At 62.2% G+C, this 22,154-nt stretch carries 23 protein-coding genes; 13 read left to right on the top strand and 10 right to left on the bottom strand.

Going from position 1 to position 22,154, the window contains the following annotated elements:
- The first annotated feature begins 626 nt into the window (after positions 1–626).
- Positions 627–3,182 (top strand): magnesium-translocating P-type ATPase, encoded by a 2,556-nt coding sequence (gene mgtA / locus B6V74_RS00225; RefSeq protein WP_088721637.1) that lies wholly within the window; start codon positions 627–629, stop codon positions 3,180–3,182.
- Here the strand turns inward: mgtA and B6V74_RS00220 are convergent.
- From B6V74_RS00220 to prs, 3 genes are all read right to left on the bottom strand, one after another.
- Positions 3,158–3,664, bottom strand: a complete 507-nt coding sequence (locus B6V74_RS00220; RefSeq protein WP_088721636.1) for a hypothetical protein — start codon at positions 3,662–3,664, stop codon at positions 3,158–3,160. The genes mgtA and B6V74_RS00220 overlap by 25 nt on opposite strands.
- Positions 3,665–3,869: 205 nt before the next feature.
- Positions 3,870–4,223 (bottom strand): response regulator, encoded by a 354-nt coding sequence (locus B6V74_RS00215; RefSeq protein WP_088721635.1) that lies wholly within the window; start codon positions 4,221–4,223, stop codon positions 3,870–3,872.
- 92 nt (positions 4,224–4,315) lie between these two features.
- Positions 4,316–5,284 (bottom strand): ribose-phosphate diphosphokinase, encoded by a 969-nt coding sequence (gene prs / locus B6V74_RS00210; protein ID WP_088721634.1) that lies wholly within the window; start codon positions 5,282–5,284, stop codon positions 4,316–4,318.
- 100 nt (positions 5,285–5,384) lie between these two features.
- Here prs and B6V74_RS00205 point away from each other — a divergent pair, with 100 nt between their 5' ends.
- Entirely contained in the window at positions 5,385–6,449 is a 1,065-nt protein-coding gene (locus B6V74_RS00205) for a hypothetical protein (protein ID WP_088721633.1), read from the top strand.
- 598 nt (positions 6,450–7,047) lie between these two features.
- Here B6V74_RS00205 and B6V74_RS00200 read toward each other — a convergent pair.
- The 3 genes from B6V74_RS00200 to B6V74_RS00190 form a co-directional block, all read right to left on the bottom strand.
- The gene (locus B6V74_RS00200; protein WP_088721632.1) at positions 7,048–7,473 is read right to left on the bottom strand and encodes a DUF2267 domain-containing protein; all 426 of its coding nucleotides are present in this window, start codon (positions 7,471–7,473) and stop codon (positions 7,048–7,050) included.
- 68 nt (positions 7,474–7,541) lie between these two features.
- The gene (locus B6V74_RS00195; RefSeq protein WP_088721631.1) at positions 7,542–8,186 is read right to left on the bottom strand and encodes a BON domain-containing protein; all 645 of its coding nucleotides are present in this window, start codon (positions 8,184–8,186) and stop codon (positions 7,542–7,544) included.
- 544 nt (positions 8,187–8,730) lie between these two features.
- A complete protein-coding gene (locus tag B6V74_RS00190; protein WP_168184158.1) occupies positions 8,731–9,192 on the bottom strand; it encodes an Hsp20/alpha crystallin family protein in 462 nt (153 codons plus the stop codon).
- A 281-nt stretch (positions 9,193–9,473) separates the two neighbouring features.
- Between B6V74_RS00190 and B6V74_RS00185 the strand changes: the two genes are divergently transcribed.
- From B6V74_RS00185 to B6V74_RS00170, 4 genes are all read left to right on the top strand, one after another.
- Positions 9,474–10,313 (top strand): universal stress protein, encoded by an 840-nt coding sequence (locus B6V74_RS00185; RefSeq protein WP_088721629.1) that lies wholly within the window; start codon positions 9,474–9,476, stop codon positions 10,311–10,313.
- Between the two features lie 184 nt (positions 10,314–10,497).
- Entirely contained in the window at positions 10,498–10,866 is a 369-nt protein-coding gene (locus tag B6V74_RS00180; protein ID WP_088721628.1) for a hypothetical protein, read from the top strand.
- A gap of 308 nt (positions 10,867–11,174) precedes the next feature.
- Complete coding sequence (locus B6V74_RS00175; protein ID WP_088721627.1) at positions 11,175–11,723, top strand: universal stress protein; 549 nt, start codon at positions 11,175–11,177, stop codon at positions 11,721–11,723.
- A gap of 72 nt (positions 11,724–11,795) precedes the next feature.
- Positions 11,796–12,077 (top strand): glycine zipper 2TM domain-containing protein, encoded by a 282-nt coding sequence (locus B6V74_RS00170; protein WP_088721626.1) that lies wholly within the window; start codon positions 11,796–11,798, stop codon positions 12,075–12,077.
- A 71-nt stretch (positions 12,078–12,148) separates the two neighbouring features.
- On the opposite strand, the gene B6V74_RS00165 is transcribed toward B6V74_RS00170, so the two are convergent.
- Positions 12,149–12,943, bottom strand: coding sequence for a helix-turn-helix domain-containing protein (locus B6V74_RS00165; protein WP_168184157.1), 795 nt, complete (start codon positions 12,941–12,943; stop codon positions 12,149–12,151).
- Between the two features lie 404 nt (positions 12,944–13,347).
- Positions 13,348–13,596, bottom strand: coding sequence for a CBS domain-containing protein (locus tag B6V74_RS00160; RefSeq protein WP_240497020.1), 249 nt, complete (start codon positions 13,594–13,596; stop codon positions 13,348–13,350).
- Positions 13,597–13,988: 392 nt separating this feature from the next.
- Between B6V74_RS00160 and B6V74_RS00155 the strand changes: the two genes are divergently transcribed.
- The 7 genes from B6V74_RS00155 to B6V74_RS00125 all read left to right on the top strand — a co-directional run bounded on the left by B6V74_RS00155 (position 13,989) and on the right by B6V74_RS00125 (position 19,978).
- Positions 13,989–14,951 carry a DNA-binding protein gene (locus tag B6V74_RS00155; protein ID WP_088721623.1) on the top strand — a complete coding sequence of 321 codons (963 nt, stop codon included), beginning with the start codon at positions 13,989–13,991 and terminating at the stop codon, positions 14,949–14,951.
- Positions 14,952–15,363: 412 nt separating this feature from the next.
- Positions 15,364–16,251, top strand: a complete 888-nt coding sequence (locus B6V74_RS00150) for a LysR family transcriptional regulator (protein ID WP_088721622.1) — start codon at positions 15,364–15,366, stop codon at positions 16,249–16,251.
- Between the two features lie 106 nt (positions 16,252–16,357).
- Positions 16,358–16,981, top strand: a complete 624-nt coding sequence (gene wrbA, locus B6V74_RS00145; RefSeq protein WP_088721621.1) for an NAD(P)H:quinone oxidoreductase — start codon at positions 16,358–16,360, stop codon at positions 16,979–16,981.
- The gene (locus B6V74_RS00140; protein WP_088721620.1) at positions 16,981–17,619 is read left to right on the top strand and encodes a DsbA family protein; all 639 of its coding nucleotides are present in this window, start codon (positions 16,981–16,983) and stop codon (positions 17,617–17,619) included. The genes wrbA and B6V74_RS00140 overlap by 1 nt, the downstream gene beginning before the upstream one ends.
- Positions 17,620–17,804: 185 nt before the next feature.
- Positions 17,805–18,302 carry an ATP-binding protein gene (locus B6V74_RS00135; RefSeq protein WP_088721619.1) on the top strand — a complete coding sequence of 166 codons (498 nt, stop codon included), beginning with the start codon at positions 17,805–17,807 and terminating at the stop codon, positions 18,300–18,302.
- A gap of 73 nt (positions 18,303–18,375) precedes the next feature.
- Positions 18,376–19,275: an EamA family transporter gene (locus B6V74_RS00130; RefSeq protein WP_088721618.1), complete on the top strand. Its 900-nt coding sequence runs from the start codon at positions 18,376–18,378 to the stop codon at positions 19,273–19,275.
- A gap of 25 nt (positions 19,276–19,300) precedes the next feature.
- Positions 19,301–19,978 carry a DUF4386 domain-containing protein gene (locus B6V74_RS00125; protein ID WP_088721617.1) on the top strand — a complete coding sequence of 226 codons (678 nt, stop codon included), beginning with the start codon at positions 19,301–19,303 and terminating at the stop codon, positions 19,976–19,978.
- Positions 19,979–20,197: 219 nt separating this feature from the next.
- Here the strand turns inward: B6V74_RS00125 and B6V74_RS00120 are convergent, their stop codons facing one another.
- Positions 20,198–21,211 carry a cyclase family protein gene (locus B6V74_RS00120; protein ID WP_088721616.1) on the bottom strand — a complete coding sequence of 338 codons (1,014 nt, stop codon included), beginning with the start codon at positions 21,209–21,211 and terminating at the stop codon, positions 20,198–20,200.
- Positions 21,212–22,108, bottom strand: coding sequence for an FAD-dependent oxidoreductase (locus tag B6V74_RS00115; RefSeq protein ID WP_088721615.1), 897 nt, complete (start codon positions 22,106–22,108; stop codon positions 21,212–21,214). It lies immediately after the preceding gene.
- Positions 22,109–22,154 lie beyond the last annotated feature (46 nt).

Genomic DNA, 22,154 nt, shown 5'->3' with positions numbered 1-22,154 from the left:
CTCCGGTATCGGGTGAAACCACGGCGCGATCCCACCGCCCGCGAGATGCCTCGCCGCAATCGCTGCGACCATTTCCGCACGAGTGTCGAGATTCAACACGGGGATGCGGAAGGAAATTTTGAAGCCTGTCAGTTATGCGCTTCGATCATTACGATTGTATCCATTCCCCGCGTCTCAAAGCCCCGCCGCGTAGTCAGCACGGCGGGGCGATACTCATTTGCCAGAACTCTTCGTCCCAGAGGGCGTTTGCGGGGCAGGCGCTGGTTTCGAGCCAGATTTTGTCGACGATTTTGGCTTCGGTTTGGATTTAGGATCCACGGTATTCTCTCCAAAATTGTGACTGGCGACCGATCAGAGATCTTCATGAACTCACATGGCGTTTCGGATGACCGGGCCGCTCTTGACGCTGCTTCACATGAAAACTGCGCAAACGGATCATCTGCCTGTGCGACTCTCGCGTCATTGCGAACCGTCAACGGGCCAACGCTGCATTTTGCGCAATCCCGAGAGATTGACCGGTGACAATGCGTAAATCTCGGAATGATCGAACCCTTGCGAATAAGGATACCGAGCATGGTGTCTGGCCGCTGGCGAGTAAAAAAGTAGCCTGATCAGCGAGGAGCGCGATGCCCGACGACGGCGACACAAGAGGTTTCGGGGACGCGTGGTGGGCGCATGAACCGCACTTGCTCATCAATTGGATGCAATCAAGTCTCGACGGTCTGAGCTCGGAAGATGCCGAACGGCGGCGGAAACCTGCACCTGTCGCTTCGTCCGGGGATCAGCGTCGGGCCTTAGCGGTCGCGCTGTCTCAGCTGCGCAACCCTTTGGTCCTGCTCCTTTTGAGTGCCACGCTTATCGCCAGCCTGGTCGGAAGCTTCTCCGATGCCGGCATCATCCTTGTGATCCTCGCGCTCAGCGGGTTCCTCGGGTTCTGGCAGGAATATCGAGCGGCACGGGACGTCGAGGCACTCCTCTCAAGATTGCAGGCAAGCAGCCGGGTCCGGCGTGACGGCGCACCGTTGATCGTTCCCTCGAGCGAGGTCGTGCCCGGTGATATCTTGTTGTTGCGCGCAGGCGATCTGATCCCGGCGGATGCGCGGCTTGTCACGTGCGAGCATCTTTTCACGATCGAGGCTCCCCTCACCGGGGAGCCATTTCCCGTGGAAAAGGCAGTGGATTCAGTCGATCCCGATTTCCCGATCGCGGCAAGGGCGAGCGCAGTCTGGGCCGGAACCTCCGTGCGAAGTGGGACGGCCGAGGCAATTGTGATGGAGACCGGCCTGAATACGGTTTTCGGGGCCATCGCCGCGAAGCTCAGCCGTCGTGAGCCGGAAACTGCATTCTCTCGCGGTTTACGGCGCTTTGGCGTGATGATTTCGGAGCTCGTTCTGGTGATTGCTCTGATTGTCGAGGCTGTGAACCTTGCGCTGGGTCGTCCCTTCTTCGACAGTCTGACTTTCGCGCTTGCGCTCGCGGTCGGGATGACGCCGCAAATGCTGCCGGCAATCCTTGCGGTGACGCTGGCGTCTGGAGCGCGAGGGCTCGCCCAACGCGGCGTGATCGTCCGCAAACTCGATACAATCGAGGTTCTCGGAAGTATGAATGTGCTTTGTGTGGACAAGACAGGCACGCTCACGCGCGGGGTAGTGGAACTTTATGATGTCGTAACTCCCGACGGGACAAGCAGTGAAAGGGTGCGCTCTCTCGCCTTTATCAACGCTGAGTTGCAGTCAGGTCTCGACAACCCGCTCGACACGGCGCTTTCGATGCAGGCAAGGACATCGTGGACCGACAAACTTCCGGTCAAACTGGCGGAGGTGCCGTTCGATTTCGCACGTCGCAGGCTGTCTGTCGTCGTGGCACAAGACCATCACGCCCTGATGATCACGAAAGGTGCGGCGCTGCCTGTCCTCGAAATCTGCACCCATAATGCAGGGGCGCCCCTCGATGCGGCGACTCGCGAGAGTCTGACAGACACGTTGCGAGGCTGGAGCGAGGAGGGGCTTCGGGTTCTCGCGATCGCGACGCGCGTGTATGATCGACGGACCGGATTTGGGCCGGAGGACGAAACGGCGATGGATCTCCAGGGCTTCGTGCTCCTTCGTGATCCATTGCGCGACGATGCCGCCGACATGATTGACACCTTGCGCGCACACGGAATCGGGCTGCGCATCGTAACTGGAGATAACCGCTTCGTCGCTAAGTCGGTCGCTCAGGCAGTTGGGCTTCAGAGGCCGGAGCCCGTCACGGGGGAGCAGGTCGCAATGCTCGGTGCTGATGCACTCTCCCGGATTGTGTCGGAAGCCGAGGTCTTTGCCGAGGTAGATCCCGCAAGCAAAGAGCGCATTGTCACGGCATTGCGTAAGGCAGGACATGTCACGGGGTTTCTCGGTGACGGGATCAACGATGCGACCGCCTTGCGACTGGCTGACATAGGGCTTTCAGTAGAGGGGGCGACGGATGTCGCGCGCGAGGCGGCTGACATGGTTTTGACCTCTGCCGAGCTATCAACCGTGCTCGCCGCGGTCGAGAAGGGGCGCCGCGCCTTCGCCAATACGCAGAAATATCTCCGGATCGCCACCGCGGCCAGCTTTGGTAACATGGTATCGATGGCGCTCGCTTCGATGGTCCTCCCTTTCCTGCCAATGACAGCCGGGCAGATCCTGCTTGCAAACCTACTCACCGATCTTCCAATGCTTGCGCTTGCGAGTGATCGGGTCGACGCGGTGCTCCGAGAGCGTCCTCATCGCTGGGCTCTGCGAGATTTACTGCGGTTTATGGCGATTTTCGGCTTGATTTCCTCTCTTTTCGATGCGGCGTTTTTCTTCGCAATGGTCGTGCTTTTTCATGCTCCGCCCGAGTTGTTCCGAACGACTTGGTTCCTGGAGTCGCTCCTCACCGAGCTGGTCTTCACGCTCGTCATCCGGACACAGAATGCAGTCTGGGCGAGTTGCCCCTCCGCTCCGTTGTGGGGATTGACGCTCGGCGTCGGTGGCTTGGCTTTTGCGATGCCCTGGTTGCCCGGCGCAGGTGTTCTCGGCTTTCTACCGCTACCGACGGATTACGTTTGGTTTGTCTGCGGAATTGTCGCGGCCTATGGAATATTCACGGAAAGCGCAAAACGCCTTTGGATTGGTAAGCCTAAGGTCAGGCGTCACGCAACTTTCTCGGCAACTTGATTTTGTTGCTTTAGATCCGCGCCTTCACGATCCGACCTGACAACCAAGTCGGCGTAGGTTGCGAGGCAAGCAAATTGACGTTCGAAGCTTTCTCGGGTCGTTAGGAACGGAAACGCTCCTCCGCTGACCTTCTGTGCTGCAAGAACAGAAAATATCTCTCGCGACCGTTCGAGAGCGGTTGTCGTCGCCTGTCTTCGGATCGCAGCAACATCAGAGCAAAGAGGCGTAGAACTGTCGTATTCGGGCAAGTAGGCGACTGCCGCGACGCTCATTTCCGCGTCGAACCATCGCGCGACCTCTATGGCGGAGTTCAACTGCGCCATGCTCTGCTGCGACCCGTCGTAAAAGGTAAGGACGATTGAGTGTCTCATCGCCAGCGTCCTGATTTTTTGAGCTCCCGCGCGAGGCTGCGAGGTCTGGGTGTTGCCCCCGGTTCGTCGCAGGGCGATGTGAACCTTATTCGCTCGATAGCTCTCTTGCATTGCTGCCGATCAACGATCGGCACTTTATATCGGGACTGGTCTGCTTCCGTTGAGGCTCGCGTTCATAGGTTCGCCATGTAAGGAGGCGGCACTCTTTCCGGCGTTGGTAGCATTATTACGCGGTGAGCCACGAGCCAATTGATGGGTCTCCGCTGCGAGATACGGATGCGCAGTCAAGCAAAGAAACCAATCTCTTGATCTTCGGTCATGTAAACGCCGCCGCTAAATCGTGGGGGCTTAAAGGCTTGGGGAGAAAGACGCTGCGCTCCGGCATTTCGTCGCTCTCCGGCGTTGAATGTCCTGACATGACGATAATGCGGCAAGAGGCGCATCTTCGGCGCACTTCTCGGGCGAGCGCGAGGCCATTCATATCCCCCGGCATGTCGATGTCTGTGACCAGCACGTCGATCACCAAACCAGCGTCGAGCAGGCCGAGGGCAGTTGCGGCGGCGTTCGCCTCAATGACGTCAAACCCTAAGTTCTCAAGCCCAACTACGAAGTCCATTCTGATAATTGCCTCGTCTTCGACGAGGAGAACTCTGGTCCCATCGTTGCGCATAGGTTTACCTTGTTGCCCGAGAAGAACATGCGCTTTCGAAGACACAAGGAGAAAGACGCTACTGAGAACTCCCAAGTCATGGAACCGTTCCCTTAGGGTTCCGCGCACTCGAGATTTCCGCGCAGAGCAAGGATGGTCTGCGCCAGCAAGGGCGCCATGGGCAAAATATTCAATTTCGGCCCCAGACTCTCGCTCGCTCCCTTTGGGAGACCCGAGGCGTCGGTGACATGCAATCCCGCCAATTCCGCGGTCGCGAGCCGATCCAGCGCCGCAGAATCCATCAACGCATGGGTGGCGATCAAATGCACAGCGGAGGCGCCGCGCGCGCGGCAGGCGCTGGCCGCGCGGAGCATTGTCTCGCCACTCACGATCATGTCGTCGAGGATCCAGCACTCGCTACCGTCAACGTCGCCCGCGAAGAGCGCGCCCGAGACGACATCGCCCACGCGGCGCTTTTCGTGAAATGCGAGTCCCGCATCGATCCCCGCCGCGTCCAGCGCCTCGCGCAGGAGCTGGGCGCGTTTGATGCCTCCAGTATCGGGTGAAACTATCACCGGCGCTATCCCACCGCGCTTGGAATGCAGCGCCGCAATCGCTGCGACCATCTCCGCACGCGCGTCGAGATGCAACGCCGGAATGCGGAAGGCGTTTTCGAAGGCCTGCCGGTTATGCGCTTCGATCGTGACGATTGCATCCGTCCCCATCGCTTCGATTGCCTGTGCGACATAGCGCGTGCCCAATGGGTCATGCGGCTGAGTCCGCCGATCCTTGCGTGCATAGGGCAGGGACGGCACAATCGCCGTGACCCGCGCGGCACCGTGATCGCGGCAAGTGGCAAGGAAGAACATCAGCCTGATCAGCCGGTCATTTGCTGACAGGCCTGCTTCTGCGTGGCTGCCCGCAAGGACGAAGACGTCGTGGCCCTGCACATCCACCAGTGGGCGACTCTTGTGCTGGCCGCCGCCAAAATCTCGTTCCTCGAGCGGATCGAGCGAAAACCCTCCGGCCTCGGCGAGAGTGGTCCCGAGGGAGCGGCTGGAATTGAGAGCGAAGAAGCGCATGGCTCGCAGCGTCGTCTTGCAGGCTCGGAGGTGCATTGTCGGTGGTCAATGAGAGGAAAAGCGCGTCGAGGCGATACCGGGCTGGTAGGAGGGCGATTGGGTGACGGATGCTTCGATCCCTGTGCCGCGGGCGGCGCCTTGCCCGCCTGATCCGAGCTTCACGGAGAAGCTCGCCTTTTTGCGCGCGCGACTGCAGCCCGAGACCGAGATCGAAACCCATGCGGCGCATCTATTCCTGACCGCGAACCGGGTATGGAAGATCAAGCGCCCCGTAGCACTTGCGGGCTTCGATCACCGGACATTGGCCGCGCGCGAACATGCCTGCCGCGAAGAACTACGCCTGAACCGCGAACTCGCGGGACCACGGGTCTACCTGGGGCTTGAGGCGCTCTGCTTCGGGCCCGAGGGGTTGCGCCTGGTGCGGGAGGATGTCGATGAAACTATTCCCGGATTGTCTGCAATTGATTGGCTCGTGCGGATGCGGCGACTACCGGAGGCGGCGATGCTCGATCTCCGGATTGAGGCTGGTCGAATTCCCGCATCGACCAAGATCGACGCCATCGCAAGGGTGCTTGCCCCGTTCTACCGCCAGCGCCAGCGCGCACCGGTGGCCGCCGAAAGCTATCTCCGCCATCTCCGGCACGAGGCGAGGGTGAATCGGAGTCATCTGCGCGAGATGCGCATTCATCTGAAAAGCCGTGATCTCGATGCGCTGACACGGGCGCAGTTGACCTCGATTGATGCGATCGCGCCGGAGATCGTCCAGCGCGCGGCGGCGCGTATGGTGATCGAGGGGCATGGCGACCTGCGCCCCGAACATGTCTGTCTCACCACGCCGCCGGTAATCTTCGACCGGGTCGAGACGTCGTCCGCCGCGCGCATCGTCGATATCGGGGATGAGCTTGGCTATCTGGGGCTCGAATGCGAGTTGCTCGGTGCGCCGGCTCTCGGCCCTGCTTTGGAGCGTGCGATGGAAGGCTATGGTTTCCCGCGTTTGTCACGACATGTGCATGCCGCTTTGGGCGGGTTTCGCTGTCTGACCCGCGCGCGGCTCTGTCTGGACCACCTGCGCGATCCGGTGCCGCGCCGCCCCGAACATTGGCCGGTGCAGGCCGAACGTTACCTCGCGTTGGCCCGGCGAATGCTGGGCGAGGCGGGTGATTAGGGTTCCCCGATCAAAAAGGAAATTTCGTTGCTCGACCTGCGTGCCCCAATTTCCCGCTGCGCGAAAAGCTGCGAAACGGCAGGCTGGCGATGAATGGTGGTGCGCCAGCTGGCGGGCGGGATAGCGCTGTTTGCGCTTCCACTGGTGCGCGCGGCCCGCAATCTGATCATCGAGAGCCCGAGATGCAACGGGAAGGTCTGTGACAAATCGCGACAGCGATACCTGTCTGACCGAGACGGTGATCATCCTCGTCCGCGAGGTCGAGGCTTTTGGCGGACTCAAAGCTGTGGCGCCGGTTTTGCGGTAAGGCGCGGCACCGGTCGGGGGGAGGTGACCGACCGGCTGGAGGCGCGGTTGTGGTCGATGACGGGATGGCGACCGGGACCGCGCTGCGCGCCGGAGATCCGGCAGAGGAGAGCGGTGCGCGGCGAGGGCGATCATTTTTCCGACTGTTGCCCCCCGCGCCCTGGGGCAGTTGAGGTCTTCTTCGCCTATCTCGATAAACTCTATGATGCGGAGGTGCTTCAGATTCTCGCCACCGCGCGTGCGTGACTGTCGGATAGTAGCGTGCCCGCAGCTTACGCGTCTGAATGCGGGCTTAGTCCAGCAGGGTGCGCAGCGAGTGGCGCATCGCTTGGGTGACTTGCTGGTATTCCCCCTCGGATATCCGCTCGTGAAGCAGATCGAACACCGCCTGCACCGCCGCTTCCGGGTCTTTCAGCGGGTGATCGCGGAAAGCTTTGTTGATCCGATCCAGAAACGCGGCTCGGTTACGCGGATGGGCTGGTTGGTGCGAGGGCACGAACCCTTCGAAATAGACGCCCCGCAGCAGAACCGGGAGTTGGGCCGCCAGATCGGCAGCTTCGTCCGGCGTCAGGAAATCTCGGATCGTATGCAGGCTGGTGCGTAATAGCAGGTAGGAATGAGCACGGTCTTCGCTACCCAGCCGGGATTCCAGATCATTGAGCCATTCCGCCACAACTTGCGGGGCGTGGTCCAAAGTGCTCAGGCCGGTCTTCTTCATGACGTTATCTCCCCTTTGTTGAAAGCGTGCCGGCGGATTGCCCGCCGCGCGCCAAAGGCATAGGCGCCTCACGAGACTCGCAGGTGATCTTCGACCATATGAACGCCCGGGGCGGCCCAAGCGGCGCGTTCAACCACGCGACGATCGGCGAGGCAATCGACCTTGCCGTCCAGCGTCACCACCCCGTCCTCGACCCGGACCGTGATTGACAGCGCGTCGAGCTCGGCGTCTCGCTTGAGCGCCTTCTCGATGCGTTCGCGCACGTCGTCCGGCGAGGGGCGACGAGCGATCACGATGTGATTGGCGATGCCGGTCACACCTGCGATCCCGTGCAGCGCGCTCTCCGCCGCCTTACGCTGGTAATCCCATTCGACATCGCCCTCGAGCGTGAGAAAGCCCTTTTGCACCTTCACCCGCAGCGCCTCGTCCGGGATCGCGGTGTTCCAGCGCAGGATCTGCACCGCGCGTTTGGCGATCTCGTCATCGGCTGTGACATGCTGGCCCGCGGGGCGCACCTCCAGTTCCTGCGCGAGGCCGCGCACGCCGCGTATACGGCCAACGATCCGCTCGGTCGCGAGTTTCTCGGCATAGGTGGGCACATGGCCGTGTAGCGAGACTATCCCGTCCTTTTCAGATACGGCGATGTCGTCGGCATGGAGAGATGGGTCGAAAGCCAAGGCTTCGATCACCCGCGTCTTGAGATTTTCCGTCATGATAGCCTCCTTGGGCTTTTTGATTGCAGCTACGCCGCTTGGGCCGCTCCAGCTTCCCATCTGGGCGAAGGCGGGCATTGACAACGCGCAATCAGGACAGCCTATTGCCACGAGATCAGCGTTGGGCGTCTTGAGATATTCCGCGATCAGAAGGAGCCGTCCACGCCTGCCGACCTTTACGCGGATGGGGGCGAGCATTTGGTTGTTTCGTCCATCATGCCAGACCAATGACTGACATTATGGCGTAAAAAAAACGCAGCCGTTCGGACCCACGCCACGGCTCATCACCCTACGCAGTCTCCGGATGTCACTCAGAATAGCAAATTTGGGAGAGACCGGCACCTTGCTGTGCAGCGATCGTCTCTGCGTTCATGTTGCTTTGCGCATGGGCGGGCTGAATCCATGCCGACGCCGAGAGAATTGCGAGCATTCCTTTGGTCATCATCTACCCTCTGAGCCGGAGTGCCCCCTGCGCGGCGGTGTGCTCCGCGGGCGGAGGGGGCGTGGTTTCAAAAGGTGCGATTGCGCGCCCACGGCATTGTATTCACTGCGCCTTTACATCGATGCGCCGAGCCTTCTCGCGTGCCTCGGCGGTCTTCGGCAACGTCACGGTCAACACGCCGTCGCTGAGAACTGCGTCGATGCCGTCCGGGTCGATGCCGCGCGGAAGGGCGATCGAGCGTTCCATCCGGCCAGAGCGGCGCTCTTGTAGGAAGTAGTCACCCTCACGTTCCTCGCGCTTGCTGCTGCTTTCGCCACGAATGTCGAGCCGTCCGTCATCGAGGCGAATTTCGATCTCCTCGGGCTTGAGCCCCGGCATATCGACGCGCAGTTCATAGCTATCGTCCTTCGCCACGAAATCCATTGCGGGTAAGGAGAGATCGAACAACTGGGCGGGCATGCCAGCGGCGCGTTGGCCCAGCCCGAAAGCGCGTGGCCAGCTGAGGCCGGGGCTTGCGAAATCGTCGAACAAGCGGTCGATCTCGGAGCGAAGCATCCCGAACATGTGGGGTTCGCGTGCTGCTGGGGAAGTGTTTTGGACCGTCGGCTGGCTCGACTCGGCGGTTGCTGTCGCAGAGGGAGGTGTGCTGGCGGAGCTGGCTTTCTCTTGTTTGACTTCGATCTCTTTGGCTTGAGGTGTCATTGCGGACCTCCTGTGAAAAGTTAGACGGTTGAAGAGAGCTAAACCGTGTCACTGGTCGTGCCCCACGCGCATTGCGCGTAATCAATGCTATTCAACGCGGCGGTCTGCAGTCTTGGAGTGAAACCTGACAGAGGAGCCCGCCCATGATTCCGCGCACGATTGCCGCAACTTTTCTCGACACCAGCGAGGCCAACTGGCTTGCTCCGATGGCCGCGGCGCTATGTCGAAGTTTCGATGCGCATCTAATCGGCGCCCACGGGGTAGAGCCGCTGCCTCCGATGGGCGGCGATCTGGTCAGCGATCCGGTGATCCTGCCGGAATTTCTCGAATGGGAGCGAAAAGAGGGCGCCGCGATCCGCGAGCGCTTCGAACTCGCGGTGAAGGCAGAAGATATCCGCGCCGAGTTCCGGACCCCGACCGAAACTGGCGGCATAGTCGCTGATTTTTTCATTGATAGCTGCCGCGCCGCTGATCTTGTTTTGTCCGCAAGGGTGCCGCGCCATGCGGGGCGCGCGGCGGACGTTCGTCTGCAGGAGCGATTGATCCGAGAGGCGGGACGTCCGGTTCTCGTTCTCGATGAGAAAGCGGCTCTCACAAGGCCTGCGCGCCATGTTCTGGTTGGCGTCTCCTGCACGCGCGAGGCTATGCGTGCGGTCAATGACATGCTCTATCTCGCCGACAAGGGTGCGCGGATCGATCTCCTCTCCGTGTCTTCACCCGAGGGCGAGCGGCGCGCTGTGAGCGATTTGCGCGAAGATCTCGCCGCGGCGCTGGATCGGCGAGGTTTCGATGTGACGCTGCTCGACCGGACTAAGACCACATCTGAGCCTGGCGACGAGATGCTGCGCACAGCGCGCGAACGCGGGGCCGAGGTGATCGCTGTCGGCGCGTTCGGGCATTCGCGGCTTTATGATTTTGTGATTGGCGCGGTGACGTCACTGCTGTTGGAAAAGGCCCATTTGCCGGTGCTGTTCTCGAAATAGCTGGCGTGACGATCTGGCGATCGAAAAGGCCCGAATGAATCCGGGAAATTGAGCGCAAGTCGCGCGCCTGTGCGTGTCAATCCGGAGGGGCTGCTTTCGAGCTTGAGGCACCCATGCGCTTCTATCGCCCGGCGTGCTCGCCACCATCACAATCAATTCACAGAGGCAATACGGGAGAAAGACAATGGGTATCGCTTCGAACCAAGCTACGCCGCAGCTCTCTGACGATATCGGGGAGCGTGAACGCCTGGCTGCGGAGGATATCCGTTCGGACCTCAATGAGCTGCGCTACGAGGTGAAGGCGCTGACGCGTGCCTTGCGACGCTACGGAAGCCTTCGCGCCGCCGATTTCAGCGAACAGGCGACACGGATGGGCCATAATTTCGCAGACGACACTTGCGAGGCCATTTCGGATATGCGCCACACGCTGGTCGAGGCCGAGAGTGAGTTGCGCCACAACCTGCGTAGCCATCCCGCGCTGTGGACCGGCGCGCTTTTGGGCATGTTTGGACTGGGAGTGCTTGTCACCTCGTCGATTGGTCGCCGGGATTGAGCCCGAACGAGAATCGCGCACGCTGGATGTGCGCGCCGCCGAGATACGAGAAAAGGCGCGCCGCCTGCGGCGCCTTCATGGGCAGCACGCGTTCTTCTATTGGAAGACAACGCGCCCGCCGCTTTGCGAAGCAATGAACGCAAAAATGGGTGTGGAACGCTTGGCGGAGCAAAGGAAACTGGTGCCGTTTAATGCGCCGAGCCCAAGCGGGCGCGGAAGCGTTGACGGGTAACAATGCCGCGCGCGCTCTAGCGGAAGATGCTGCTGTCCGGGAGCGGTAACGAATAGACATCGGGAGGTTGAGGGCGATGGCGGAACATATCCTCGTAGCGACGGACGGATCGGTCAGCGGCGACAATGCGGTGACGCTTGCAGCGCGTTTGGCCCTGGCACTCGGGCTGGATTTGAAGATTGCGCATGTTCGGATGCATGACCGCCCGGCGGAGGAATGGCTGCGCATGGCCGAGATCGAACATCTGGTGGACGACGTTACGCCGGGGCCGCGCTTGGAAGGCTTGGAAGCTGGCAGGGTGCTCGCCGATCTGCTGGAGCGCGGGCGCAGCGATGCGCAGGCGGCCCAAGCCCTGACCACGCTGGGAGAGCAGGTTTTGGAGCGTGCGTCGGAGCGGGCACACAAGATGGGCGCACGGCGGATCAAGACCCGGCTTCTTTGGGGCGACACGGCTGATGCGATCCTCGAACTCGCTGCCTCGGAGAGGCCGCAGATGCTCGTGATGGGCAGTCGCGGGCTCGGGCGGCTGCGCGGGGCGGTGCTGGGCAGCGTCTCGCAAAAGGTGCTGCATCATGCGCCATGCGCGGTCGTGATCTCGCCTGCGCCGCAGCCGGGGAAGGCTTGACGCTCGACAATGACCGGCGGTCCGTAGCGCGCAATCGTTAGCGGAGCTATTCGCAAAGAGAGGACCTGTCCGATGATATGCTGTAGAGTTCTGCCCGCCACGCTGGTCGTTCTGACCCTTTTGCCGGGCTGCGAGAGTTTGACATCGCAGCAGCGCACTGCGGTTGGACTGACCGCAGGGGCAGCAGCGGGGCTCATCACCGCCGACGCGCTGGAAGCGAACCGGGACTGGCGAGTTATCGCCGCGCTCGCGGGGGCAGCGGCTGGGGTGCTCGTGGCGCAGAACAGCGTTACTGATCGCTGCGCCTATTCGAACGGGGACGGCACTTATTATGTTGCCGATTGCCCGCGCTGAGAGCTGCCGCAAAGAAGGCTCGGGGCGAGACGCGTCGCGCGTTCGGATGGCGCGCAGCACGCTGCTCGCGTTTAGAGCCGTTCCGGTGGCGCGGTCGTCGCGTCCCGCGCGCCGCGCGACCGTTTTCCGGGACCGGCGATTTTCAAGCGAGTGGGGCGCGCCACCGAGACCTTTCTTCCCTCTGAACAAGTTGCATGCTGAGAGAGGCGCGGCGCGTGCGCGGGTTCGGCCAGTGCTGCGCCGATCCGCTCATCGTGGTATTTCGCGAGCCGCCGCAACCGTTCTGGATCGATGATATTCAGCCGGTCGGGCGCGAGAAGGTGGATCGCGCCACGCTCCTCGATCTGATGAAGCGCGCGGCACAAGGTCTCGGTTGTCATGTTCAGAAGCGATGCCAGATCGCGCCGTGAAAGCAGGATGCGGATTTGCGGCATGCTGTTCCCGGTCGCTCCCGACGCCTGTTCCAGAAGCCAGAAGGCGAGCCGCTGCACCGCGGTGCGTCCGCGCATCTTGACGAGGCTGAGCTGCAACTCTTCGAATTGCCGGTTCAACGCTGCCAGACAGCCGAGGAAAATCTGCGGATGCGATTGCAGAAAGGCGTGCCACGATGCGCGTGGCATCCAGCAGATCGCGGTGTCGGTGACCGCTTGGCAAGAAAATCCGCTCAACTCGTTCTCGGGATTGCCAATCAGATGACCTGAGCGCAGGATTTGCAGAACGTATTCGTCACCGCCCTCGGTGAGAACGACGTTTTTTACGAGCCCCGAGGCAATTATCCCCACTCGTTCCGCGACCTCGCCTTGGGCCGCGATCTCGGATCCTTGCCGGTAGATCTCGCGGTAGCTCCGTCTTGAGAAGTCAAGCATCGCCTTGTCGTCAAAGGCGCTGCAGAAGCCGGTGCGACGAGCAAGAAAGTCGTCGCAGTTTGCGTCGAATTGTGGCCGAATAGCGTGTAAATTGAACATGCTTCCCCCAGCGACGCCCGTTCCGGCGGCAGCGGCCGGGCGGATACGAACTCATGAAAATGAAATAATTATGCTCTCCCGAAAAGGCGCCTGTCACCTTTCAAATTATGAAGAATTGTGAAATTTCCGCGGTCGCTTGGACAGTGGCCGCCGTGATACGAGAAGATTCAGAGCTGCGGCGGTAATAACGGGCCGTGCGTTCGCCCTCGAAAAGTATGCCAAACGGTTGCGGAGAGGGACTGGCAGCGCTCCCAGCAACGGCGAGGTGGGGCCGGAGCGCGTCGTTCAGTTCGTCCCCTTCGCACTCACTTGTGGTGATTGGAGACGGCGCGGGTCATCTCGCCCACGATCTGCAACGACGTCCCGTGCGCCACGTCTTCAAGGCTCAACATCCCGACCAGCCGCTTCTTGCCGTCCAGCACCGGCAGCCTGCGGATCTTGCGCTGATCCATCAGGTGCACCGCGTCCTCGATCGTCTCGTCGGTGCGGCAATAGACGACCCCGGGCGTCATCACCTCTTCGGCGCGGGTCTTCGCCGGGTCGAGCCTTTTCATGGCATCCTCCTGAACCGAGTCAGGCCCGCAGCTTGCCCCACCTGGGGCGGCGCGCATTGACCGCGATCAGCACTTCACAGCCCCGCGCCTTGTCGAGCGTCAATGCCGGGATGCCGCGAATCCGCGAGAGTGAAGACATCGATGGGAGGAGTGGAAACGGAACGCCATCCGGGAGACGCATCGAGAGATGCAAACCGCACATGGTCGAGCCGTGGACACAAGGTGATCTGTCGATCGAAGGGCCATCTCTGCGGTGCAAAATCAGGCGCGCAAGCGCAGGTGGTGCGCTTTAGGAGCTTGCCCTTCGTCATCTTCAGCTTGGATAAGACGGTTGGCGCTCTTGAGTAGCGAAATATCAAAATTGATCAATATTCGCGAGGAAGGGAACACGGATGCAGGTCGCGATACCGTCACAGGGATTGCAGGAGAATGCAGCACTCGCGACGCGGCTCGACAGTTACGCCGACCTGCTGGAGATCCAAGGCGAAGACGGGTTTCGCGTGCGCGCCTATCGCGCCGCCGCCACGACTCTTAGGTCCTTGTCCGAACCGGTGCGCGTTATCGCGTTGCGTGGCGGTCTGCCCGCGCTGGTGGCATTGCCCACCATCGGGCGGGGGATCGCGGCCGCGCTTCTTGAGATGGTGCAGACCGGACATTGGGCACAGTTGGATCGTCTGCGCGGCGATCTCACGCCCGAGCGAACGTTTCGGACTCTGCCGGGCGTCGGGAGCGTGCTAGCCGAACGGTTCGCGACCAGTTTCGACGCTCAGAGCCTTGAAGACCTGGAGGTCGCACTACGGGATCCGAAAATGCACGTCTCAGGACTTGGGGCGCGCCGCCGTGCGGGTATTCTGGCCGCCCTCGAGGCACGCCTTGCGCCGATCCGACGCGCGCGGACGGGCTCCGGTCCCGACGTGCCGCCAGTAGCTCTACTGCTGGAGGCGGATGCGCTCTATCGAGCCCGTGCGGAGGCAGGCACGCTGCGCAAGATCGCGCCGCGCAGATTTAATACCACGGGCGAGGCAACCTTGCCGATCCTGCATTTGCGGCGTGGCGACTGGCATCTGACATTGCTCTATTCGAACAGCGCGCGCGCCCATGCACTGCGGCGCGAACGTGATTGGGTTGTGATTTTTCATCACCATGACACCGCGCCGGAGCGACAAAGCACCGTTGTCACCGAGACTACCGGGCCCTTGCGCGGGCTGCGGGTCGTGCGCGGCCGAGAAGCGGAAAGCGCGCGCCATTACGGGCAGAATACGCCTTCTGCAGTAGTCTCCGCACCGAAGTCGGCGCCGCGCGACCCGGTCGGAAGGGGCGCGCCTACGAGCGATGCCGGCACACGGTCCAACTAAGCCCGGGTTGGTCCGTATCCGCGTCCAGATCGGCGAAATCCCGTCGATGCCGAGACGCGTCGCGGCATGCGCAGGCGTGAATTGAGCTAATGGGATGAGAGCCGCGGAGGTCGCTTCGAGCGGGTGGCAAAACGCTGCAGCTATCAGGTCTACTGACCGACGCGTGCGCGTTCCGCCGCCGATGTTGCGACAGATAGTTTGCTTTGCTTCGGGTTATTAAGGAGTGCGTTTTAATCGGGTTATTAAGGAGTGCGTTTTAAGAAGTGCGCTCCGCATCGAAATGTGGCTCGGCCTACGGCTCCGTTTCTCTCGCTGCTGACTGTCAGCGAAGCCGAGGGGCGTCTCTGCATTCGCGTCATGCGAAATTCATGCTATTCGGAGCGCCTGTCGACCGCCATGAGGTTCTACCGAAATGGACAAACTCTCCGTCATGCAAGCCTTTCGCCGCATCGTAGAACGCGGCAGTTTCGTCCGTGCCGCGGAGGACCTCGGGGTTTCGCCTGCACTTCTGAGCCGAGAGATCAAACTGCTGGAAGAAAGCCTCGGGAGCTCGCTGCTGACACGCACGACGCGCGCGATGTCTCTGACCGATGCCGGGCGGCTATACTACGACGAGGCGAGCGGCATTCTCGACACGGTGAGCTCAGTCGAGACGCGTATCCGCGATGGGGCAGGGGCGGTGCGCGGGCATCTGAAAGTGAACGCCTCGAGCTCCTTCGGGCAGACGGTGATTTGCCCGATCCTGCCGGAGTTTCTGGAGGCGCATCCCGATCTGCGGTTGTCGCTCTCGCTCGATGACCGAGTTGTCGACATGGTTGAAGGCGGATTCGATGTCTCGATCCGCATACGGCCGACGATGCCGGATTCCGCTCTGGTCGCGCGCAAGATCGGCACGATGCGGCAGCGCATTTTCGCGTCCCCCGCCTATCTTGCCGGGGCCGGTTTGCCCGAGCGACCGGAGGATATCGCAGGGCATAGGGTGATCGGCTTCCTGCTGGCCGACCATCTGACGAAATGGGCGCTGCACGGGCCAGAAGGCACGCTCAGCCTCGATCTCGATCCTGCCATTCGCGTAGGCAACAGCCTCGTGCTGCGTGATCTGCTGATCGCGGGCCAAGGCATCGGCACCTTGCCGGATTTCGTCTCGAACGAGGCCGAGGCGCGCGGCGATCTGGTGCGTGTCCTGCCTGAGTGGGAGCTGCCCGCGCCGGAGATATTCGCTGTGACGGCCTCGCGGCTGGGAATGGATGCGAAAGTGAGGGCGTTTCTCGATCATCTGCGGGCGGCGATGGAGGCCTGACATTCTTCAACCGGCGTAAAGAATGAAGTGAGCCTCCACTGCTTATTCCGACGCGGCTGATCCCCGATCTTTTCAGGCAATGAAACCCATGCCCTGAGAGGATCCAATGACCCGCGTTCTTGTTCTCTATTACTCCAGCTACGGCCATGTCCGTGCGCTCGCCCAAGCCGAGGCGGAGGGCGCGCGCAGCGTGCCTGGCACGCATGTCGATCTGCGCCGCGTTCCCGAAACTCTGCCTGATGACATCCGGCAGAAGGCTGGCTTCGCCGCCGACGATACGCCGGTCGCCAGTCCTGCCGATCTCGAAGCCTATGACGCGATCATCTTTGGCACGCCCACGCTGTTCGGGATGATGGCGGGGCAGGTGAAGTCCTTCCTCGATCAGGCAGGTGGGCTCTGGGCGCGCAATGCGCTGGTCGGCAAGGTCGCGGCTGTGTTCACCTCGACCGGCTCGCAGCATGGCGGGCACGAGGCGACGCTGCTGTCCACGCAGATCCCGCTGCAGCATTTCGGGATGCTCATCGCCGGGATGCCCTACACTTTCGCCAATCAGACGCGCGCTGACGGTATCGTTGGCGGTGCGCCCTACGGCGCCGGCACGATCGCCGGAGCGGACGGGTCGCGGGCACCGACCGAGACCGATCTCGCGGGTGCCCGCTTCCAAGGCACCCATGTCGCGCGCATCGCGGCGCGGCTGGTGGGGGCTGCTCTGAACGAGGAGGCCGCGTGATGCCCAATCTCACCATCGACTTCTTTCACGATGTCGTCTGCTGCTGGTGTTTCAACATCTCGTCTCGGATGCGCAGCCTCGCCTCCGAGTTCGATCTCGACATCCGGCATCGCACTTTCGTGCTGCAAGCCGATCGCGAAGAAATGGCCGCGCGCTGGGGGGCACCCGAAGCCGCGCGCGAGACCATCCTCGGACATTGGATGGTCTGCCGTGAGGTCAGCGACCGGCCCGAGCTTGTCGATATCGAGGCCATGCGGGCCGCGCCGTTCGACTATCCCCACGGGATGACCGCCGCGCTCGGATGCAAGGCCGTCGAGATGCTGGGCGGGCAGGGTGCCCATTGGGAGATGTTCGATCGGCTGCAACGCGCGCATCTCACCGAGGCACGAAATATCGCCGATCCGGGCGTGGTGCGTGACGTCGCGCAAAGCCTCGGTTTCGAGGCGGCGGCCTTCGCAGACGGTTTGGAAGATCCGGCCACGGCCGAGGCTGTCGAAGCCGATCGGCGACGCGCCCGCGCCCTGCAGGTCCGCTCCATTCCCGCGCTGATCGTGCGGGAAACGGGGGCGCGGCTCGTAAACGGAACGCGTGAAGACCTTGCGGCACAGCTGCGCAGCTCGCTGAAACTCATCGCGTGAGGAGTGAGCCAAATGAAGTTCCGTTTTTTGTTCCGTGGTCTCCGGCATCGCCGCTACAGACCGCACCGCGTGCCGCGCGATCTCTCACCCCATCTGATGCGCGATATCGGGCTCGAGCCTTGGCCTGAGCGTCCCTGTCTTTCCCCTCGCCACTTCCGCTAAGCGACCCGACCGAAGGTGCCAAAATGACCCATCGATCACCAACCCTTCACATGATGTGCGGCAAGGTCGCCTCTGGCAAATCCACCCTGGCAGCACGCTTGGCGCGCGCGCCCGGAACGGTGCTCATCGCCGAGGACGAGTGGCTCCACGCGCTCTTTGCCGGTGCGTTGCGGTCACCGTCCGACTACGTCGACTATTCTTCGAGGCTCCGGCGGGTCATCGCGCCGCATGTCGTGAAACTGCTGGATGCGGGCCTTTCGGTTGTGCTCGATTTTCCAGCGAATACCGTCGCGCAACGGGACTGGCTGCGCGGTATCCTCGACCAGACCGATGCGGCGCATCAGCTTCATGTGCTCGACGTGTCCGACGCTATGTGCCTGGCGCGGTTGCAGGCGCGCAATCAACGCGGGGATCACCCCTTCGCGGTGTCCGAAGCCCAGTTTCGCCAGTTCACTCGCCACTTCGTCGCACCCACGCCGACGGAGGGTTTCCACGAGGTGAGGCATTCGGAAAGGTCTTAACGCGGTCCGCCGATATGGACCCGCAACCTTCGTCTTCCCTCTCTCTCGTCTGTCCTTGAATACGAGTCACCCGATGTCACGCACTACCGATATTCTTCTCACGGCGCTCGCCCCGGCTTTCTGGGGGAGCACCTATCTCGTCACCACCGAGGCGCTGCCCGCTGGCTATCCGATCACGCTTGCGGCTCTGCGTGCCTTACCTGCGGGGCTCGTGCTGATCATGCTCACGCGATCGCTGCCGTCGCGCGCATGGCTTGGCCGCACCTTCCTGCTTGGTTGTCTCAACTTCACCGTGTTCTGGAGCCTTCTGTTCGTGGCAGCCTATCGGCTGCCCGGTGGGGTCGCAGCCACGCTCGGCTCGCTTCAGGCGATGATGGTCATTCTAATGGCGTGGGGTTGGCTTGGCACCCCGGTGCGCGCAGGGGCGGTTGCCGCTGCAGCGGCGGGCGCTCTGGGGGTCGCGCTCCTTTTGCTGGGGCCTGAGGCTGCGCTCGATCCTGTCGGTATAGCCGCCGGTATCGGCGGGGCGGCGTCGATGGCGGCAGGCACGGTGCTGAGCCGTAAGTGGCAGCCGCCCGTCTCTCCGCTCAGTTTCACCGGTTGGCAATTGACGGCAGGCGGGCTGATCCTGCTGCCGATGGCTTTGATGGTCGAGCCCTCGTTGCCGCCGCTGACCGCGCTAAACCTCGCTGGGCTGGTTTGGCTCGGCCTGATCGGAGCGGCCGCGACTTACGCGATCTGGTTCCGCGGCATCGCTCGCCTCGAGCCCGGCGCAGTCTCGATGCTGGGGATGATGAGCCCGGTCACGGCGGTTGTTTTGGGATGGCTCTGGCTGAGGCAGGGCTTGTCGTTGCTCCAAATTGGCGGCGCAGCTATCGTTCTCATCTCGGTCTGGGCTGGGCAGCGTGCGAACCGTCCATGCGGGTTCGGAAACCACGGGCGCTCTGTCGTGATAAAGTCTAGCGCAGCCTGAAAGTCACCATCGAAGGAGCGTCCGCATGAGCCAACTTTCTCTGACCGACGACCTGGTCCGGAAGTCCCGCATCGCGGGGATGCTGTATCTTGTCATCATAGTCATGGGGCTCGGCGCGGAGCTTGGCCTCCGCTCGCCCCTGATCGATCTGTCGGATGCCACGGGCACGGCCGAGGCAATCCTCGCGGCCCCGGGGCAATTCCGATTGGCGATCACAGCCGATCTGATTATGGCGCTGAGCGACACTGGCCTTGCGATCCTGCTATACCTGATTTTTCGAAAGGTAGCCCACGGACTTGCCCTGTCGGCGATGGTGTTCCGGCTGATCCAGGCTGTCCTCATCGCGGCAAATCTGATGGCGTTGCAGGCTGCCTGGCTGCTCCTTTCGAACGCAGGCGACGCGGGCAACACGCAGTCACTGGCACTGGTGTTTCTCGACCTGCATGGCCACGGCTATGATCTCGGGCTGGTCTTCTTCGGCGTGAACAGCCTGATGATGGGCGCGTTGGTCTGGCGTTCGGGCGTCTTCGCAAAAGCCTTCGGTGCAGGGCTCGCACTTGCAGGTTTGGTCTATCTGATCGGTAGCGGTTTGCGGTTCTTCGCGCCTCACCTTGCGGCAGCTTTCGCTCCGGCGTATGCGGTGACAATCCTCGCAGAGACTGCGTTTTGCCTTAGACTCCTATTTCAGCCATCACGGCGGTGAGCTTCGTTCTTGCCCTCCAGATCTGCAGTGGTTCGCATCGCAACTTCCGCAGAAGCTACACGCAGACTCTCCGCTCAAATCAGTTCAAGAACTCGGCCCCAAAGCTGTCTTTCGCATCGAGGCGCAGCATCCGGCGTCAAGGACGCACGAAGAGCGCAAACTGAGGACGCTCCACATATACCTCCGCGAGCCTGCTGAAGAGGCCGGTTTCCCCCTCAATCAGATTGTGGCTACGGGAGTGACGGGCGAGCCGATGGCCCCCGGAAGGTAGAGCGGCGGAGCAGTCAGGAAGACCGCATTCCGTCCACTTGCCTCGAGCGCCTGCGCCAGATCGCGGAAATACCACAGCTCCGCCAACGGCATCCCCAATTTGAACAGGCAATGGTGATGCAGCGGCAGCCGGAGGCAACAGGCAGTGGGGTCGGTATGCGGGTTCTCGACCGCGTAGTTGTCAGCGGCAATCGCCGAGATTCCGCTCGCGCCCAGCCAGTCCTTGAGCGCCTGATCTGTCCCGTCGAGCACCGCGCCTGTCGCGTCGAGCCCCTCGGGGTCGGGCGCGTCCTGCATGTCGCGCAGGGCCTCCGCATAGCCGGTGCGCAGCATCAGGATGTCCCCACGGCGCAGTTCGACGTTTTGGGCGGCGATCACCTCCTGCAGCTTGTCGAGACCGACGAGGGTGCGTGCCATCCCGAAATGACGCACGAAATCGACGAGCACGCCGCGCCCCTGCACGGGCGACTTGGCCATCTCGCAGACCGACAGGCGGCGCGCATAGGAGCCGTGCTCCCCCGGACCATCCGCACCCAGCACATCCTCGTCCGCGCGGTGACCGTTGTAATAAACCCGCTCCGCCACGCCGTCGCCATCCGCGTCGAACAGCGCGCCGACATGCGCGAGCGAATCCCATTGCGTGGAATATTGGGTCGACAGTAGCACCTGATCGTCGCTGAGCACGTCGCGCAGGCTCGGGTCGACGTTTGCCAGGGCGTAGTTGATATAGGGCGTGTCCTCGAGGAAGGTTGGCTGCAGCACCGGCGGCTTGCGTCGCGGGTTGAGCTTCAGCTTGCCGGGCAGATCGAGCGGCAGCGAGAGGCAGAAGGCGCGGCCCTCGCGAATCTCCTGCGCGGCGGCCTGCCGTTCGGGCGCGCCGATCAGGTTGAGCGTGCCCAGCTGATCGTCTGCGCCGAAATCGCCCCAGTTCGAGCCTTCCGGCCGGTTCACCCATTCAGGCATTCAGTCCTCCTCCATATCGATCCGTCGTGCCAGCGCGATGATCTCGGGCAGCAGCGCTTGTATGCGCTTCGCTTTGCGCTCCTGTCGCTCGTCCCACGTGTAAAAGCCTCTTCCACTCTTCCGGCCAAGCTCTCCTGCTGCAAGTTTGTCGTCGAGCAGTTTCGGCGGCGTCTGGTCCGCCGCGAGATCGGGGTAGAGATAGGATGCGATCGCGTGATGGGTATCGATCCCGTTGAGATCGCGCTGCATGAGCGGTCCGCTCAGCGCCAGCCTTACGCCGAGCGCGTAGCGGGTGATCGTGTCGAGCCCTTCGGCGTCGATGACCCCGGCTTCGATCAGGTGGAAACATTCCCGCGCCATCGCGTGTTGCAAACGGTTCGCGACGAAGCCCGGAATGTCGGCACCGAGCCGCGCGACTTTCTTGCCCGAACCCTCCAGAAGCGCCTGCCAGCGATCGAGCGTCTCATGCGAGGTCTGCGGGGCAGGGACCAGCTCCACTGCGGGCACAATGTCCGCCGGGTTGAAGAAATGCGCGATGGCAAAGCGTTCGGGATGCGCGAGGTCACGGGCGAGATCGGCCGCGCGCAGGCCCGAGGTGTTCGAGGCGATCGCGGTTTCGGGCCCGAAATGCCGGGACAATTCGCCCAGCACGTCGCGCTTGAGATCCAGCCGTTCGGGCACGGCCTCAATCACGAAGCCGCAGCTCTGCCAGTCCGGTCCCAAGGCATCCACGGAAGGGCTCGAGACGAAGCCGGGCGCGTCGTCGATTGCCTCGGTTGCAGCGGCGCGCGCGCCATCAGCCGGGTCAATGAGCGCGACCGGATGCCCGGCGTTCAGGAATTGGCGGGCCAGCGCAGCTCCCATAATTCCTGCTCCGATCACGATCACCTTCTCCATCTCGCACCTCGTCGTGAATTATATATTGACGTTATAAGTAAATGCT

The sequence above is a fragment of the Thioclava sp. F42-5 genome (assembly GCF_002213195.1).
Classification (GTDB): Bacteria; Pseudomonadota; Alphaproteobacteria; order Rhodobacterales; family Rhodobacteraceae; genus Thioclava; species Thioclava nitratireducens.
This window is presented reverse-complemented; position numbering and strand designations above follow the sequence as displayed.

What these genes read in the sequence shown, in the direction of transcription:
- B6V74_RS00180 (WP_088721628.1), top strand. Translation starts at nt 10,498, where the DNA reads ATGGGTATCGCTTCGAACCAAGCTACGCCGCAGCTCTCTGACGATATC.
- B6V74_RS00190 (WP_168184158.1), bottom strand. Translation starts at nt 9,192, where the DNA reads ATGTTCGGGATGCTTCGCTCCGAGATCGACCGCTTGTTCGACGATTTC.
- B6V74_RS00115 (WP_088721615.1), bottom strand. Translation starts at nt 22,108, where the DNA reads ATGGAGAAGGTGATCGTGATCGGAGCAGGAATTATGGGAGCTGCGCTG.
- B6V74_RS00220 (WP_088721636.1), bottom strand. Translation starts at nt 3,664, where the DNA reads ATGCAAGAGAGCTATCGAGCGAATAAGGTTCACATCGCCCTGCGACGA.
- B6V74_RS00150 (WP_088721622.1), top strand. Translation starts at nt 15,364, where the DNA reads ATGGACAAACTCTCCGTCATGCAAGCCTTTCGCCGCATCGTAGAACGC.
- B6V74_RS00170 (WP_088721626.1), top strand. Translation starts at nt 11,796, where the DNA reads ATGATATGCTGTAGAGTTCTGCCCGCCACGCTGGTCGTTCTGACCCTT.
- B6V74_RS00160 (WP_240497020.1), bottom strand. Translation starts at nt 13,596, where the DNA reads ATGAAAAGGCTCGACCCGGCGAAGACCCGCGCCGAAGAGGTGATGACG.
- B6V74_RS00175 (WP_088721627.1), top strand. Translation starts at nt 11,175, where the DNA reads ATGGCGGAACATATCCTCGTAGCGACGGACGGATCGGTCAGCGGCGAC.
- B6V74_RS00195 (WP_088721631.1), bottom strand. Translation starts at nt 8,186, where the DNA reads ATGACGGAAAATCTCAAGACGCGGGTGATCGAAGCCTTGGCTTTCGAC.
- B6V74_RS00130 (WP_088721618.1), top strand. Translation starts at nt 18,376, where the DNA reads ATGTCACGCACTACCGATATTCTTCTCACGGCGCTCGCCCCGGCTTTC.
- B6V74_RS00140 (WP_088721620.1), top strand. Translation starts at nt 16,981, where the DNA reads ATGCCCAATCTCACCATCGACTTCTTTCACGATGTCGTCTGCTGCTGG.
- B6V74_RS00165 (WP_168184157.1), bottom strand. Translation starts at nt 12,943, where the DNA reads ATGCTTGACTTCTCAAGACGGAGCTACCGCGAGATCTACCGGCAAGGA.
- B6V74_RS00155 (WP_088721623.1), top strand. Translation starts at nt 13,989, where the DNA reads ATGCAGGTCGCGATACCGTCACAGGGATTGCAGGAGAATGCAGCACTC.
- B6V74_RS00185 (WP_088721629.1), top strand. Translation starts at nt 9,474, where the DNA reads ATGATTCCGCGCACGATTGCCGCAACTTTTCTCGACACCAGCGAGGCC.
- prs (WP_088721634.1), bottom strand. Translation starts at nt 5,284, where the DNA reads ATGCGCTTCTTCGCTCTCAATTCCAGCCGCTCCCTCGGGACCACTCTC.
- B6V74_RS00125 (WP_088721617.1), top strand. Translation starts at nt 19,301, where the DNA reads ATGAGCCAACTTTCTCTGACCGACGACCTGGTCCGGAAGTCCCGCATC.
- B6V74_RS00200 (WP_088721632.1), bottom strand. Translation starts at nt 7,473, where the DNA reads ATGAAGAAGACCGGCCTGAGCACTTTGGACCACGCCCCGCAAGTTGTG.
- mgtA (WP_088721637.1), top strand. Translation starts at nt 627, where the DNA reads ATGCCCGACGACGGCGACACAAGAGGTTTCGGGGACGCGTGGTGGGCG.
- B6V74_RS00215 (WP_088721635.1), bottom strand. Translation starts at nt 4,223, where the DNA reads ATGCGCAACGATGGGACCAGAGTTCTCCTCGTCGAAGACGAGGCAATT.
- B6V74_RS00120 (WP_088721616.1), bottom strand. Translation starts at nt 21,211, where the DNA reads ATGCCTGAATGGGTGAACCGGCCGGAAGGCTCGAACTGGGGCGATTTC.
- wrbA (WP_088721621.1), top strand. Translation starts at nt 16,358, where the DNA reads ATGACCCGCGTTCTTGTTCTCTATTACTCCAGCTACGGCCATGTCCGT.
- B6V74_RS00135 (WP_088721619.1), top strand. Translation starts at nt 17,805, where the DNA reads ATGACCCATCGATCACCAACCCTTCACATGATGTGCGGCAAGGTCGCC.